This window comes from Bradyrhizobium sp. DOA1 (genome assembly GCF_001593325.1).
Lineage (GTDB): Bacteria > Pseudomonadota > Alphaproteobacteria > Rhizobiales > Xanthobacteraceae > Bradyrhizobium.
Genome location: NZ_JXJM01000001.1, coordinates 5,054,662 through 5,068,640 on the forward strand (window position 1 = coordinate 5,054,662; position 13,979 = coordinate 5,068,640).

The window sequence follows — 13,979 nt, forward strand, 5'->3', positions numbered from 1 at the left end:
CTCCCTGATTGTTTTCCGGATAGGCTAGAGGCCCAATGCGGCGCGGCCGAGGCCGATGCGCGTGGAATCGTCCTGCGGCGTGTGCACGCGTCCGCACAACACGTCGCGATAGTGCCGCTCCAGCGGATTGGTGCGGGACAGTCCATGATTGCCGGTGAGCGACAGCGCGTCCTCGACCACGGCGACGGCGTTGTTGGTCACGGTGAGCTTGATGACGTTGGACTCGCTTCCCGAGAGCTGAACACCGTCATCGAAATCACGCGCAAACGTGTCGATCAGTCGCGCATTGACCGCAAGCCGCGCCTCGATGCCGCCGAGGATCTCCTGTGCCCGCGGCAGGCTCGCCAGCGGCGCGCCGAGGCTGGCGGGAACGCGCTGCTTCAGGAAGGTGATCAGCCAGTCGCGGGCGGCGCGGGCGACGCCGTCATAGATTGCGGCAACGAAGAGCGTGTGGATGCTCGCCTGCGTGACGTCGAGCGCGCGCCACTCGGCGGGCTTGCGCACATCGACCTCTGCGTCGAGCGGGATCACGACGTCGTCGAAGATCACGTCGTGGCTGCCGCTGGCGCGCAGGCCGTGATGGTCCCAGGTTTCGACGATGCGCGTGCCCGGCAGGCCCGCCGGCACCAGGAACTGTCCGACGCGCGGCTCGGCCTCGTCGGTCCGCGCCCAGACCAGGTACCATTTCAGGATCGGGGATCCCGTCGAATAGATCTTGTGGCCGGTGAGCCGCCAGCCGGTGTCGGTACGCCGCGCGATCGTCGCCGGCAGGCCGCCGCGGGCGGGTGAGCCGAGCTCGGGCTCGACCCGCAGCGCGTTGACCAGCGCGAGGCCCTCGACGCTTTCGCGCGCCAGCTTGCGCGATAGCTTCGCCGGCCAAGTCGGGCTGCGTGCCATCACCAGATGATTGATGTAGTGCATCGACAGCACCAGCGCGGTCGACGGGTCAGCCTTGCCGATGATACCAAGGACGCGCGCGGTGTATCGCGCGCCGGCGCCGGCCCCGCCATGCGCCGCAGGAACCGTCAGCGAGAGCAGGCCTGCTTCGGACAGCTCGCGAAAGTTCTCAAAGGGAAAGCTGCCGGTGCGGTCGTGCTCGGCCGCACGCGCGGCGAAGCCTTCGGCAAGCACTTCGGCGCGCGCGATGTAGTCGGGCTCGCTATGGGTCGCGCGGCCCTTGGCTACAGGCGTTACCATGTGGCGTCCAGTCCCAAGAGGCCGAGGATCTGGCGGCGCAGATCGGCGAGATATGGATCGCCGCGATGCCGCGGATAAGGCCGATCGACCCGGATGTCGGCCTTGACCCGCGCCGGACGGTCGCTGAACACGATGACGCGGTTGGCGAGCACCAGGGCCTCTTCAGCATCATGGGTCACCAATAACGTGGTGAAGCCCTTGCGCTGCCAGAGCGCAACGAGCTCGGCCTGCATGGTGATGCGGGTGAGCGAGTCGAGCTTGCCGAGCGGCTCGTCGAGGATCAGGATCTTGGGATCATTGACCAGTGCCCGGGCCAGCGCGACGCGCTGCGCCATGCCGCCGGAGAGCTGGTGCGGATAGGCGTTGCGGAACGACGCCAGCCCGACGAGATCGAGCGCAGCATCGACTCGGTGACGCTGGCTTTTTAAGATGCCCTGGGCCTCGAGGCCCAGGGCGACGTTGTCCCAGACCGACCGCCAGGGAAACAGGGTCGGATCCTGGAACACGACGACGCGCGAGGGATGCGGGCTTCGGATGCGATCCTCGTTCTCCCGCAACCTTCCCGCCTTGGGCTTGTCGAGCCCGGCGACCAGCCGCAACAGGGTCGACTTGCCACAGCCGGAGGGGCCGAGCAACGCGACGAACTCGCCCGGCTCGACCGAGATGCTGACGTCGCTGAGCACCGGCAGCTCGGCGCCGTCGATGTCAAAGGCGTGGCTGACCCGCTCGATGTCGAGCGCGGCGCCGGCGGCAGGGTGCGTGACCGTTTCGGCCAGAGCTACCATTTGACAGTCCCCTTCTGCCAGACCAGGAGGCGATCGCGGATCGAGAACAGCATCGTGATCGCGCCGGAGCAGAGCAGCGACATCACGATCAGCGCCGCATACATGTTGGCGTAGGCGGCCCAGCCCTGCGCCCATTGCAGGTACCAGCCGAGGCCGGCCTTGACGCCGATCATCTCGGCGACGACCAGCACGGCGAACGACGACCCCAGCCCCATGAACAGGCCGACGAAGACGTGCGGCAGCGCTGCGGGGATCGCGACCTTCAACACCAGGAAGGAGGGCTTGGCGCCCAGCGTGCGCGCGACGTCGTAATAGGCGTTGCTGACGCTCGCAACGCCCGACCAGGTCAGCACGGTGACGGGGAAGCCCGTCGCCAGCGCGATCAGGAAGGTCGAGGCGCTCCAGCTCGATGGGAACGTGAAGAAGGCGATCGGCAGCCAGGCAGTTGCCGGCAGCGGGCCGATGAAGCGCAGCACCGGATGCACCCAATAGCCGACCGCACGCGACCAGCCGATCGAGACACCGGTGAGGAAGCCGATCGTAGCGCCGATCAGATAACCGCCAAGCTGGAGCTTGACCGAGGCGAAGACGCTATCGAGCAGCTTCGGCAGATCGTCGGTATAGACCTCGATGATCGCCTGCGGCGGCGGAAAGAACGGCAGCGGCAGCCAGGCGAATTTCGCGGTCGCGACCTCCCACACCGTCAGGAACGCGCCGAGCGCGACGAGCCAGGGCGCGCGGCTGTGCAGGGCCCGACCGGCAGAGCCGAGATAATCGGCCCCGATGGTGCCGAACAGCGCGATGGCGGCGATGATGAAGGCAGCAATGCCTAGCGAATGCGTGCGCGACCAGTCGCCGACATCCTGCCACCACAGGCAGGACAGGCCGAAGGCGATCCACGCGATGCTGGCGAGCACGCCGACGCCGGATTCCCGGATCCAGCTTGCCAGCAGCGGTGCGCGCGAGACGCGCGGCGCGCCGGAGGCAAGACCGTCAGACAGCGAATACGTCGACATAGATGCGCTCCGCGAATTTGGCCGTGTCGGTGCTTTGCTTGAACACTTGCACGCTCTTGAGATCGTCGGCATAGGCCTTCAATTCGCGCTTGAGCACGTCGCCCACGGGATGATGATGGTGGGTGTGGTAGCGCACCATGCCTTCGATATCGGCGAGCGTCGCCGCCTTCGGCGCGTAGGGCTGGAACGATTTTGCCGCCACCGTCGCATTCTGCGCCGTGAACATCGCAGCATCGAGCAGCGCCTGCGTGATGGCGCGGGCGACCTGCGGCTCCTCGCGCACCAGGCTGCCGCGCAGGCCGAGGATGCAGCAGCTCTTCTCGCGATACTCGCCGTCGAGATTGGAGGCGACTTCCTTGTATTGGGTGTCCTTGAGCCAGAGATAGGCCAGCGGATCGGACGACAGGAACGCCTGCACCTCGCCCTTCTCGACGGCGACGTTGAGCAGGTTGCCGGGATAGGCACGCCAGTCGACGTCCTTCACGGGGTCGATGCCGAGCTTGGCCAGCTGAATCGAGAAGAAGTTCTTGTCGGGCCCGGCGAGATCGCCGACCGCGACGATCTTGCCCTTGAGATCGGCGAGCTTGGCGACATTGGAATCGGTGCGCGACAGCACGCGCATGCAGCCACCATGGGTGCCCGCGGCGATCTTGACGTCAAACCCCTGCTCCAGCGGCTTCAGCCAGCGCAGCGCCATGCCGAGGCCGGCATCGCTCTTGCCCGTCGCGATCGCCTCGAGCAGCTGGTCGGTCGAGCCGGAATAGTTGACGAGCTCGACGTCGAGATTGTGCTTCTGGAAGAAGCCGTGCTCGATCGCGACCGGCACCGGCGCAAGGCAGACTGCGCCCGCATTCCACGACAGTTTCAGCTTGCGCGGCGCGCCGGTGAGCGCAGGCGCGCTCGATGCCGTCCGGCACAGCGGAAATTCCGAGAAGTCGACGCCGGCCGTAATCCCGCCCGGCGCGAAGGCCTGCGCTGCACCGAACGCGCCAAGCGGCGCGGCGAAGGCTGCAGCCAGGCCCGCCTGAAGCAGATGGCGCCGGTCGAGCTTCGATCCGCCGCGCTCTTCATCGTTGTTCATCGGTCCCCGCTCCTGCGCTGGCACGGCTCCGCCGTTGGCGCGACGCGTGGCGTTGCGCATGTTCCGTGCGGAGCTGCGTTGAAGGATTGTCGTTCTGCGGCGCTTCACGCGCCGCGTTGATGCGATGCGCAAATCATGCGGCGCACGCGCCTCATCGTCAATGAAATGGAATTTCGAATGTTGCGCGAAGCGAGGTCATTCTCTCCATCGCCGCACGCGGGAACGATGAAAGGATTTTCGCGAATGCAGTTGCCAAGGCCGAGCGAAGCGGGGCACGCATCTGCATCATTCCTGTGCAGCTCTCCGTCGCAAGCATGCCGTCTTCTCACGCGCGGCCGTTCGATGAAACGTCCTTGCCTGAGGCGTTCGCAATACGAACGGCCATTTCATTGACGGCGCATCGCGCCCTCATAGACTTGATCGTCTCGCTGCATCGTCCGCTCACGCGTCGTGAGCAAAGCAACAAGACAGGCCACATGCGCATCAACTCCCGTCATCATCCCATCACCCGCCGTGTCGCGGCATCGCTGTTCGCCGCTGCCGTTACCTTGTCGACGGCCGCCGCGACCTTCGCGGCCGAGACCGTCGTGCTGCGCGTCGGCGACCAGAAGGGCGGCAACCGCTCGCTGCTCGAGATCTCCGGCTATGCGAAGGACCTGCCCTACAAGATCGAATGGTCGGAATTCCCCGCGGCCGCGCCGATCCTCGAAGCGCTCAACGCCGGTGCGCTCGACGTCGGCTATACCGGCGACCTCTCGTTCCTCTCGGTCTACGCGGCTGGCGCGCCGATCAAGGCGATCGGCGGCACGCGGTCGGACGCGAAGACACAGGCCATCCTGGTGCGCCAGGACTCGCCGATCAAATCGGCCGCCGACCTCAAGGGCAAACGGCTCGCGGGCACGCGCGGCGGCTGGGGCCAGTTCCTGATCGACGCCACGCTGGAGAAGGCGGAGATCAAGCTCGAGGATGCGACCTTCGCGCCGCTCGGGCCGGTCGACGCCAAGATCGCGCTGCTCGCCGGCTCGATCGATGCATGGGCGGTGTGGGAGCCCTACGTGTCGTTCGCAACGCTGAAGGACAAGGCCCGCGTCATCGCCAACGGCGAAGGCCTGACGCCAACCATCACCTTCATCGTCGCCTCCGACAACGCCATCGCCACCAAACGCGCGGCGGTGCACGATCTGGTACAGCGCTTGAACAAGGCGCGGCTGTGGTCGCTGGATCACCTTCCCGAATACGCCAGGAACACGGCTGAACTGACCAAGCTGCCGGAGGATGTGCTGCTGTCTGCCTACACGGCGCAACGCACCAGCCCGATCGTCGTCGACGAGAACGTGGTGAAGGAGGTGCAGGCGGCCTCCGACCGCTCGACGCGCTACGGCATCCTGCCGAAAAAGCTCGACGTGAGCAAACCCGTCGACCGCAGCTTCACCGCCGCGGCCTCCGGATCGAATTAAGCGGAGGCGGCGAGATGCGTGGGCTTGATCTCAAGGCCGGCCCGCTGCATCTCGCCGTGATCGTGCTCATGCATCTCGCATGCATGAGCCTGATCGTGTGGCTCTCGCTCTAGCCGCGCGAGCCCTTACCAATAGCCGCGATAAGGCCGGTAATACGACCGGTAGTAGCCGTAGCGCGGACCGTAATATGGGCGATAGGCGCGATAGCCGTAGTAGCGCGGACGCGCGTAGTAGCCACCATACCCGTAGCTCGGCCCGTAACCATAATAGACCGGCGCATAACCATAGCCGTAGCCGGGATATCCATAGCCGCCGTAATACGGGCGGCCATAGCCATAACCATATCCGTACGGTGCGCCGGCGGCGATGGCACCGCCGATGATCGCGCCGGCGGCGAGACCGCCGATACCCCATCCCCAGCCGCCGCCGCGCCAATGCACCTGCGTGACATCGTTGCCGGCCGCAGCCTTCATCGTCGCGACATTGGTCGGCAGCGGGGCTGCCGTCGCCTCCTGAACTCCGCCGGCGACGACCGCGCCGGCCAGCGCACAGGCAATTGCCGTTCTCCAGATCCTCATCGTCCTACTCCCTGTCTGACGTTTCGCTTGGAAAAGGATCGCAACACCATGATCGGGCATCCCGGCGCCAAATCAAAGCCCGGAATTTGCGTGCGGCGCACAAGCCGCGCCCACGGCGCGCTGCTGGATCGCCAAGACCAAAGCATTAAGCTTCCCATGCTCGCAACCAACAACCTACTTCCCGATTGACTATGCATACCATTACTATCGGTTCCAATGGGCGCGGGACCGCGGGGCATTTCGCGACAAAAAGCCCCGATATGCCAGAGCTTGGGAGGATCACATGAGTGCCGTCGGTAATGAGCCGCTTGCCCGTCAGGCGCTGGCGTTCGTCCTGGCCGGGGGGCGCGGCAGCCGGCTTCTGGAGCTGACCGACCGGCGCGCCAAGCCCGCCGTCTATTTCGGCGGAAAATCCCGCATCATCGATTTCGCGCTCTCGAACGCCGTGAACTCCGGCATCCGCCGCATCGCGGTCGCGACCCAGTACAAGGCGCACAGCCTGATCCGGCACCTTCAGATGGGGTGGAACTTCTTCCGACCGGAGCGCAACGAGAGTTTTGACATTCTCCCCGCCAGCCAGCGCGTGTCCGAGAACATGTGGTATGTCGGCACGGCGGACGCAGTCTACCAGAACATCGACATCATCGAGTCTCATGCTTGCCGGTTCATCGTCGTGCTGGCCGGAGATCACATCTACAAGATGGACTATGAGGTGATGCTGCGCGAGCATGTCGAGAGCGGCGCCGATGTCACGGTCGGCTGCCTCGAGATGCCACGAGCGGAATCTTCCGGCTTCGGCATCATGCATATCGACGAGAAAGGCTGGATCCAGTCGTTTCTGGAGAAGCCGAAAGACCCGCCGCCGATGCCCGGCAAGCCGGACGTCTCGCTCGCCAGTATGGGCATCTACGTGTTCAACGCGAAATTCCTGTTCGACCAGCTCAAGCGCGACGCCGAGGATCCGGACTCCAATCACGATTTCGGCAAGGACATCATTCCCTACCTCGTCAAGAACGGCCGCGCCTTTGCGCACCAGTTCTCGACCTCCTGCGTGCGCTCCAGCGCCCACAACGGCGCCTATTGGCGTGACGTCGGCACCGTCGATGCCTATTGGTCGGCCAATATCGACCTCACCGACGTCGTGCCGGAGCTCGATTTGTTCGACCGCGCATGGCCGATCTGGTCCTATGCGGAGATCACGCCGCCGGCCAAATTCGTCCACGACGAGGAGAGCCGGCGCGGCCAGGCCGTCAGTTCGCTGGTCTCGGGCGGCTGCATCATCTCGGGCGCGTCGCTGCGCCGCTCGCTGCTGTTCACCGGCGTGCGCATCAACTCTTACGCCAATGTCGAGAACGCCGTGATCATGCCCTATGTGAACGTCGGGCGCGGTGCGCGGCTGAAGAACGTCGTGATCGACCGCGGCGTCGAGATTCCGGAAGGCCTCGTCGTCGGCGAAGATCCCGAGTTCGACGCCAAGCGATTCCGCACCACCGAGCAGGGCATCTCGCTGATCACGCAGCCGATGATCGACGGGCTCAATAAATGACGCCTGTTCGCGTCCTCGCGGTCGCTTCTGAAGTCTATCCCATCATCAAGACCGGCGGCCTCGCCGATGTCGCCGGCGCGCTGCCGGTTGCGCTAAAGGCACACGGTGTCGAGATGCGCACTCTCATGCCGGGCTATCCCGACGTGACGCGGATGCTCGCAGGCGCGCAGGAGATCCGGCGCTGGCCGGACTATTTCGGCGGGCCGGGCCGGCTGCTTGCTGGCTCCTATGACAGCCTCGACCTGTTCGTGCTCGACGTGCCGCATCTCTATGCGCGTCCCGGCAACCCCTACGTCACCAGCGATGGCCTCGACTGGCCGGACAACGGCGTGCGCTTCGCCGCGCTGTCACGTGTCGCCGCCGATATCGGCCGCGGCCTGGTTCCGGCCTTCGTGCCTGACATCGTCCATGCCCACGACTGGCAGGCCGGGCTCGCGCCGGCCTATCTACACTACGACAACCGCCCGCGGCCCGGCACCGTGATGACCATTCACAACATGGCCTATCAGGGCAAGTTCGCGCCTGAGCTGATCGGCGCGATCGGCCTGCCCTGGCATTCCTTCAACGTCAACGAGCTCGAATATTTCGGCGGCATCAGCTTCCTGAAGGCCGGCCTGCAATTTGCCGATCGCATCACCACGGTGTCGCCGACCTACGCGCGGGAGATCCAGAGCGACGAAGGCGGCATGGGGTTCGGCGGCCTCTTGCGCGGACGCGCCGGCGTGCTCAGCGGCATCCTCAACGGCATCGATATCGAGGTGTGGAATCCGCAAACCGATCCGCACATTGCCTACCGTTTCGACGTGAAGGATCTGACGTTTCGGGCGGCGAACAAGGCGGTGCTTCAGCAGCAGTTCAATCTCGATTCCTCCGACGAGGCGCCATTGCTCGGCGTCATCAGCCGCCTGTCATGGCAGAAGGGGCTCGATCTCCTGCTCCAGGCCATTCCGACCATCTTGCGCGAAGGCATGCAGCTCGCGCTGCTCGGCAGCGGCGACCGCGATCTCCAGGATGCCTACCAGGCCGCCGCGCGCGCCAATCCCGGCCGCATCGGCGTCGTGATCGGCTACGACGAGATTTTGGCGCATCTGATCCAGGCCGGGTCGGACGCGCTGATCGTGCCGTCGCGCTTCGAGCCGTGCGGACTGACTCAGCTCTGCGCGCTACGCTATGGCGCGGTCCCAATCGTCTCGCGCGTCGGCGGCCTCGAGGACACCATCGTCGATATCGGCGAGGCCGACGCGTCCGGCCGCGATGCCACCGGCTTCAAGTTCGGCCCCGTCACAGCCGACGCTCTCGCCGGCAGCCTGCGCAAGGCCAACACCGCCTTCCACGACAAGGTGACCTGGCGCCGACTGCAACGAAGTGGCCTTGCGACCGACGTCTCCTGGCGTAACCGCGCCGGCGACTATGCCGCGCTCTACCGCGATCTCATGGCGGCCCGTGCGTAGAGCGTTCGGCTCGAAGCATGGCCCTCGTCGAATCCATGCTATAGAGCCGGCATGGACCCCTTCGTCATCAAGCTGATCGGCTTTGCCGCCGCCACCTGCACCACGGTGGCCTACGCGCCGCAGGCCATTAAGGTATGGAAGACCCGCTCCACGGGCGACATCTCGCTCGGCATGTTCCTGGTCATGGTGCTCGGACTTGCGCTCTGGCTGATCTACGGCCTGCTGTCCGGCGACGCTCCGCTCGTCGCCGCCAACGCCATCACCATGGTGCTCGCCGGCGGCATTTTGTTCATGAAGCTGAAATACGGCTGAGCTTCGTGCGACCTGAGCCCGCGCCTCGTCCTTCGAGACGACCGCTTCGCGGTCTCCTCAGGATGAGGCTATGCAGCATCGGTGCTCGTTGAAACTGGTGCCGCACACTCGATCCTCATCCTGAGGGCCCGCCAAGGGCGGGCGTCTCGAAGGATGGCCGCAGACGAAATTGCTCCCATATGCGATTGCCTGCCCCAAGCAGAGCGACGAAATCATCCGAACACATACGACGCCATCGCTACGTTCGAGACCTCGTCGACGAAGACGCGCTTGCCGGTGTCGCTGCCGGCGGCGCCGGCTGCGACCATCAGCGGCAACAGATGATCCTCGCGCGGATGCGCAAGGCGCGCGCTGGGGGCGTTCTCCCAATCGACCAGCATCGCATTGCGGCGCGCCGCATCCGGATTGCCGATGGCCTCGTTCAGATAGGCCTCGAAGTCATACGAGACCGGCTTGGACTCCGGCCGGTTGAAGCCGCGCATGTTGTGATAGGTCAGCCCGCTGCCGACGATCAGGATTCCTTCGTCGCGCAAGCGTGCGATCGCCTGCCCGACCCTAATATGCTCGGCCGCGTCATAGCTCGACTTCAGCGACAGCAGCACGATCGGCATGTCCGCATTCGGATACATAAGGCCAAGCGGCACGAAGGTGCCGTGGTCGAAGCCCTGGTTGGGATCCTCCCGGCAATCGACGCCGGCACGCGCGAGCAGCGCCTTCACTTGCGCGGCGAGCTCCGGCTGGCCCGGCGCCGGATATTTGAGATGGTAGGTATGCTCGGGGAAACCGTAGTAGTCGTACACCATCGGCGGTTGCGCCGAGGTCGACACGGTGAAGGCGTCGGCCTCCCAATGGCCGGTGATGACCAGCACGGCCTTCGGTCTCGCCGGCAACAGCTGCGGCAGCCGGGCGAACTCCGCGGCGGTCTTCGCATATTGCACCCGTCGATCCTCCATGAACGGCCAGGGGCCGCCGCCATGCGACAGGAACAAGGTGGGAAATCGCGTCATGGGCTCGTGTTCTCGTCGGCAACAGGCGCGTGCGAGCTGCCCGCGCGACCGGCGGCGAGCATAGGCCAAGCCGTATGGTTAGCAAGCCGTTAACGATTTGCCTTCCAAAATCCCCGGACATGGCCGAAGCAGTCGGCCAGATGACGAGGACGAAGATGAGGAAGTTTGCGCTGGGGGACGTCGTCAACAGTGACAAGGGCCGCCGCGGCGTCGTGCGCGCCGCCTTCAAGTCACGGGAAGGCATGCAGTTCTATGCCGTCGAGAAGGATGGCGCGATGGACTATCTGGAGGAAAGCCGGCTGAGCCCGGCGCCGCGCGTCGAGCTCGCGGCTTAAGTCCAACTCATTTCCTGCTCTCACCTGCCAGCCGATCAAGACGCTCCGCCAAGGGGTCGTCTCCGCTCGCGATGCCGTCATTCGTGACGAGCAGCAGGCGATCGCGGTCTGCGGCTGCGTCCCAATGGGGGAGACCCGGACCATTGGGATTGCCGCTTCTCGCGAAATTGATCCAATAGCCGCGCATGCGACTTGCGACCTCGCGGTCGCGCCGCGACAGGATGCCGGCACCGGGGACGCCTTCGACGCCGAAGATGAACTGCAACTCGCGTCCATGCCCGGGATCGGCGTTTGCCCGCTTCGCCTCGGGCACATAGCCGAAGCGATAGCGAAAGGTCGGCGCGCCGGTGGCGGCATGAAGACGAGCCAGCAATCGGACCGGCTCGGCGAAGACATTGTCGGTAAAGAACCTGGCCTTCAGTTCCGAGGGTTTCGAGAGGTCGGGATAGAGTTCGCGCAGACCGTCTATTCCGCTGTCCTGGGCATCTGATTCACCGCCGAAACGCGTCTCGTCGTCATTCGAGCCGATGATGAGAGGGATGCGGCTTTCGTGTCGCGCGGTGAATCCCGTAACAATCTCCTCCGGCACCAGGCTTCCATCCACGACCGGGCCAAAGGCACGCGTGAATTTGGCCAGGGTGCGATCTTGAGCAGCCAGCAGTTTCGCCCGCGGAACGTCCCGCAAATCCGACTCGGACACGAACTCCGCGACGAACTGCGCACTCACGAGCTCGGCCTCCCGCCGTGGCTGCAGAGCGGCGCGGCCGGGCAGCGATTGCAAAATGGCTTTCTGGAACAGACCACGAGCTTGCCTGCACAGCATCAGCAGTGCGATCGACGTCGCGCCTGCACCGTTGCCGAACAGTGTGACATTGTTGGGATCGCCACCGAACGCCGCGATGTTGTCGTGCACCCAACGCAGTGCCGCGATCTGATCCATCAGGCCGTAATTGCCGGAGCCGTCATCCGGCCGCGCCGGATGCGTGAGCCAGCCGAGCACGCCGAGGCGATAATTCACGGTGACGACGATAAGGCCTGCCTGCGCCAGCCGGGCGCCGTCGAACAGCGGATCGTTCGCGGTGCCGCTCACGAAGCCGCCGCCATGGATGAACACCATCACCGGCAGCGGACCGTCGACCCCGAAGGGGCGAAACACGTTCAGCGTGAGGCAATCCTCGCGCGCGGCAGGCAGCGATGGCTGAAGGCACGGCGCGCCGTAATCATAGGCGGTGTGCATCTCCGAACTCTCATCCGTCGGCTGCGGCGCGCGCCAGCGCAGCGCGCCGACCGGCGGCGCGGCATAAGCAAGTCCTTTGAAGGAGGCCACCTCGCCTTCGACGGCGCCGAGCATCTGTCCTTCGCGCGTCAACGCGAATGGAAATTGTCCGACCGGCTGGGCCGTGGCCAAGCCGGCGCAACATAGCACCATGGAAGCCGCAACAAGCGCGAGCACGGAGCGCATCTTCGAAGCATCTCGATGCAACGGTTCCGGCAGGTTACGTCCGCAGCCGTGAGCGAGGCAAGCGCGACCTAACCGCCCTTCTAACCGCCCTTGGCAAGTAGCTCCGCCAGCGCCCGGCGCGCGGTGATGCCGAGTTCGCCGAGCGTGGAGTGTCCCGCCTGTGCCGCCTCGATCAGGCGCTCGGCGATGAACCTGCGGCTGTCGTGATCGCCGCCATGCGGCAGTTGCCGGCACGTCTCCTCCAGGACGACGTCCATGTTCGCTTTGGTTCGCTCGTTCAGCTCTGGCATGACGCTCGGGGGATACGCGTGGCTTGTAGCCGCAAGCATACACAGACGGATCGGGCATGATTAGCCCGGATAAGCACGGCCATTGTGCATCGCGATGCGTGTAGCACCGCAAAGATTCACTCGGCCATGATGCCGCCGCAAACGACCACCGAGGATTGCACTTGCTGTGATGACAAGCTGAACCTGCAGCAATAGCCTGCCGGCAAAACAAGCATATGGGAGGAATGCCGTGCCTGACGCGATGGTTGCCACACGTGCCGCCAACGAGCGCGGAAGCGCCCAAGAGGTCGACGTCGCCGTGGTCGGCGCCGGATTTGCCGGCCTCTATCTCCTGCATCGCCTCCGCAAGGCCGGCTTTAAGGCAGTTGCCCTGGATGAGGCCGGCGATGTCGGCGGCACCTGGTACTGGAACCGCTATCCCGGCGCCCGCTGCGACATCCAAACCATCGATTACAGCTACACCTTCGATCCCGAACTCGAGACCGCCTGGACCTGGTCGGAGAAATACGCCACCCAGCCCGAGATCCTGCGCTATCTCGGCTTCGTCGCCGACCGCTATGACCTCCGGCGCGACATCCGCTTCCAGACCAAGGTCACCGAAGCCAGATGGGACGAGGGCGCCGAGCGCTGGCTCATCACCACCGACAACGGCGCGCCGGTCTCCTGCCGTCACTACATCATGGCGACCGGCTGCCTGTCGGCACCGAAGCCGCCGGAGATCGACGGCGTCAAGGATTTCAAGGGGGAGGTCTATTTCACCGGACGCTGGCCGCATGACGGCGTCAACCTTAAGGGCAAACGCGTCGCCGTGATCGGCACGGGCTCCTCGGCCGTCCAGTCGATCCCGCTGATCGCCGAGCAGGCCGCGCATCTGACCGTGTTCCAGCGCACGCCGAATTTCGCGCTGCCCGCGCATAACGGCCCGGCGCCGTCGGACCGCATGAGCCTGCTGCAAAGCGACCGCGCGGCCTATCGCGAGCAGGCGCGCCAGTCGATGGCCGGCGTGCCCTACCCGCAGCAGACGGTCGTGAGCTGGCAATTGAGCGACGTCGAGCGTCGCGAGCGGTTCGAACGCGCCTGGGCCGCCGGCGACCTCGTCCACATCCTGACGCAGCTCTGGGCCGACCAGGCCGTCGACGTCGACGGCAACAAGATCGTCCAGGACCTGATCCGCGAGAAGATCCGCGCGGCCGTCAAGGATCCCGAGACCGCTGCGGCGCTCATGCCGGACGATCATCCGTTCGGCGCAAAACGTCCCTGCCTCGATACCAATTACTACGCGACCTACAACCGGCCGAACGTCACGCTGGTCAATCTGCGCCAGGAGCCGATCAAGGCGATCACGGCGAGCGGCATCTCCACGAACGGCCGCAGCTTCGATCTCGACGTCATCGTGTTCGCGACCGGCTTCGACGCCATGACCGGCGCGATCCGTGCCGTGCACCCGATCGCGGGGGCGCGG

14 protein-coding genes are annotated in these 13,979 nt (G+C 65.2%); 6 read left to right on the top strand and 8 right to left on the bottom strand.

Annotation, left to right across the window (positions count from 1 at the left end; genetic code table 11):
* Positions 1-24: 24 nt before the first annotated feature.
* From SE91_RS23535 to SE91_RS23550, 4 genes are read right to left on the bottom strand one after another with little or no spacing between them, the layout of a single operon-like run.
* Positions 25-1,197, bottom strand: a complete 1,173-nt coding sequence (locus SE91_RS23535) for an acyl-CoA dehydrogenase family protein (RefSeq protein WP_061849312.1) — start codon at positions 1,195-1,197, stop codon at positions 25-27.
* Positions 1,191-1,982 (bottom strand): ABC transporter ATP-binding protein, encoded by a 792-nt coding sequence (locus SE91_RS23540; protein ID WP_061849313.1) that lies wholly within the window; start codon positions 1,980-1,982, stop codon positions 1,191-1,193. The genes SE91_RS23535 and SE91_RS23540 overlap by 7 nt, the downstream gene beginning before the upstream one ends.
* A complete protein-coding gene (locus SE91_RS23545) occupies positions 1,976-2,998 on the bottom strand; it encodes an ABC transporter permease (RefSeq protein ID WP_061849314.1) in 1,023 nt (340 codons plus the stop codon). The genes SE91_RS23540 and SE91_RS23545 overlap by 7 nt, the downstream gene beginning before the upstream one ends.
* On the bottom strand, positions 2,976-4,079 hold the full coding sequence (locus SE91_RS23550) for an ABC transporter substrate-binding protein (RefSeq protein ID WP_061851272.1): 1,104 nt from the start codon (positions 4,077-4,079) through the stop codon (positions 2,976-2,978). The genes SE91_RS23545 and SE91_RS23550 overlap by 23 nt, the downstream gene beginning before the upstream one ends.
* 476 nt (positions 4,080-4,555) lie before the next feature.
* Here SE91_RS23550 and SE91_RS23555 point away from each other — a divergent pair, with 476 nt between their 5' ends.
* A complete protein-coding gene (locus SE91_RS23555; RefSeq protein WP_061851273.1) occupies positions 4,556-5,536 on the top strand; it encodes an ABC transporter substrate-binding protein in 981 nt (326 codons plus the stop codon).
* A gap of 125 nt (positions 5,537-5,661) precedes the next feature.
* Here SE91_RS23555 and SE91_RS23560 read toward each other — a convergent pair whose 3' ends face one another.
* The gene (locus tag SE91_RS23560; RefSeq protein WP_061849315.1) at positions 5,662-6,114 is read right to left on the bottom strand and encodes a hypothetical protein; all 453 of its coding nucleotides are present in this window, start codon (positions 6,112-6,114) and stop codon (positions 5,662-5,664) included.
* A 283-nt stretch (positions 6,115-6,397) separates the two neighbouring features.
* Between SE91_RS23560 and glgC the strand changes: the two genes are divergently transcribed.
* Genes glgC through SE91_RS23575 form a run of 3 tightly spaced genes read left to right on the top strand, consistent with a single transcriptional unit; the run spans position 6,398 to position 9,423 of the window.
* Complete coding sequence (gene glgC, locus SE91_RS23565) at positions 6,398-7,660, top strand: glucose-1-phosphate adenylyltransferase (RefSeq protein WP_060737592.1); 1,263 nt, start codon at positions 6,398-6,400, stop codon at positions 7,658-7,660.
* Complete coding sequence (gene glgA, locus SE91_RS23570) at positions 7,657-9,111, top strand: glycogen synthase GlgA (RefSeq protein ID WP_061849316.1); 1,455 nt, start codon at positions 7,657-7,659, stop codon at positions 9,109-9,111. Before glgC ends, glgA begins: the two co-directional genes overlap by 4 nt.
* Before the next feature lie 51 nt (positions 9,112-9,162).
* Positions 9,163-9,423 (top strand): SemiSWEET transporter, encoded by a 261-nt coding sequence (locus SE91_RS23575; RefSeq protein WP_008557016.1) that lies wholly within the window; start codon positions 9,163-9,165, stop codon positions 9,421-9,423.
* A gap of 212 nt (positions 9,424-9,635) precedes the next feature.
* Here SE91_RS23575 and SE91_RS23580 read toward each other — a convergent pair whose 3' ends face one another.
* Positions 9,636-10,430 carry a DODA-type extradiol aromatic ring-opening family dioxygenase gene (locus tag SE91_RS23580; protein ID WP_061849317.1) on the bottom strand — a complete coding sequence of 265 codons (795 nt, stop codon included), beginning with the start codon at positions 10,428-10,430 and terminating at the stop codon, positions 9,636-9,638.
* A 155-nt stretch (positions 10,431-10,585) separates the two neighbouring features.
* On the opposite strand from SE91_RS23580, the gene SE91_RS23585 reads away from it, so the two are divergent.
* Positions 10,586-10,765: a hypothetical protein gene (locus SE91_RS23585; RefSeq protein ID WP_061851274.1), complete on the top strand. Its 180-nt coding sequence runs from the start codon at positions 10,586-10,588 to the stop codon at positions 10,763-10,765.
* A gap of 7 nt (positions 10,766-10,772) precedes the next feature.
* Here the strand turns inward: SE91_RS23585 and SE91_RS23590 are convergent, their stop codons facing one another.
* Both SE91_RS23590 and SE91_RS23595 read right to left on the bottom strand, forming a co-directional pair.
* Positions 10,773-12,227 carry a carboxylesterase/lipase family protein gene (locus SE91_RS23590; RefSeq protein WP_061849318.1) on the bottom strand — a complete coding sequence of 485 codons (1,455 nt, stop codon included), beginning with the start codon at positions 12,225-12,227 and terminating at the stop codon, positions 10,773-10,775.
* Between the two features lie 80 nt (positions 12,228-12,307).
* The gene (locus SE91_RS23595; protein WP_060735254.1) at positions 12,308-12,556 is read right to left on the bottom strand and encodes a hypothetical protein; all 249 of its coding nucleotides are present in this window, start codon (positions 12,554-12,556) and stop codon (positions 12,308-12,310) included.
* A 190-nt stretch (positions 12,557-12,746) separates the two neighbouring features.
* Here SE91_RS23595 and SE91_RS23600 point away from each other — a divergent pair.
* Positions 12,747-13,979 (top strand): flavin-containing monooxygenase (locus tag SE91_RS23600; protein ID WP_156490043.1); only part of this gene is annotated, 1,233 nt, incomplete at its 3' end.

Coding starts and splice junctions, on each gene's coding strand:
- SE91_RS23535 (WP_061849312.1), bottom strand. CDS start 1,197: ATGGTAACGCCTGTAGCCAAGGGCCGCGCGACCCATAGCGAGCCCGAC.
- SE91_RS23540 (WP_061849313.1), bottom strand. CDS start 1,982: ATGGTAGCTCTGGCCGAAACGGTCACGCACCCTGCCGCCGGCGCCGCG.
- SE91_RS23545 (WP_061849314.1), bottom strand. CDS start 2,998: ATGTCGACGTATTCGCTGTCTGACGGTCTTGCCTCCGGCGCGCCGCGC.
- SE91_RS23550 (WP_061851272.1), bottom strand. CDS start 4,079: ATGAACAACGATGAAGAGCGCGGCGGATCGAAGCTCGACCGGCGCCAT.
- SE91_RS23555 (WP_061851273.1), top strand. CDS start 4,556: ATGCGCATCAACTCCCGTCATCATCCCATCACCCGCCGTGTCGCGGCA.
- SE91_RS23560 (WP_061849315.1), bottom strand. CDS start 6,114: ATGAGGATCTGGAGAACGGCAATTGCCTGTGCGCTGGCCGGCGCGGTC.
- glgC (WP_060737592.1), top strand. CDS start 6,398: ATGAGTGCCGTCGGTAATGAGCCGCTTGCCCGTCAGGCGCTGGCGTTC.
- glgA (WP_061849316.1), top strand. CDS start 7,657: ATGACGCCTGTTCGCGTCCTCGCGGTCGCTTCTGAAGTCTATCCCATC.
- SE91_RS23575 (WP_008557016.1), top strand. CDS start 9,163: ATGGACCCCTTCGTCATCAAGCTGATCGGCTTTGCCGCCGCCACCTGC.
- SE91_RS23580 (WP_061849317.1), bottom strand. CDS start 10,430: ATGACGCGATTTCCCACCTTGTTCCTGTCGCATGGCGGCGGCCCCTGG.
- SE91_RS23585 (WP_061851274.1), top strand. CDS start 10,586: ATGAGGAAGTTTGCGCTGGGGGACGTCGTCAACAGTGACAAGGGCCGC.
- SE91_RS23590 (WP_061849318.1), bottom strand. CDS start 12,227: ATGCGCTCCGTGCTCGCGCTTGTTGCGGCTTCCATGGTGCTATGTTGC.
- SE91_RS23595 (WP_060735254.1), bottom strand. CDS start 12,556: ATGCTTGCGGCTACAAGCCACGCGTATCCCCCGAGCGTCATGCCAGAG.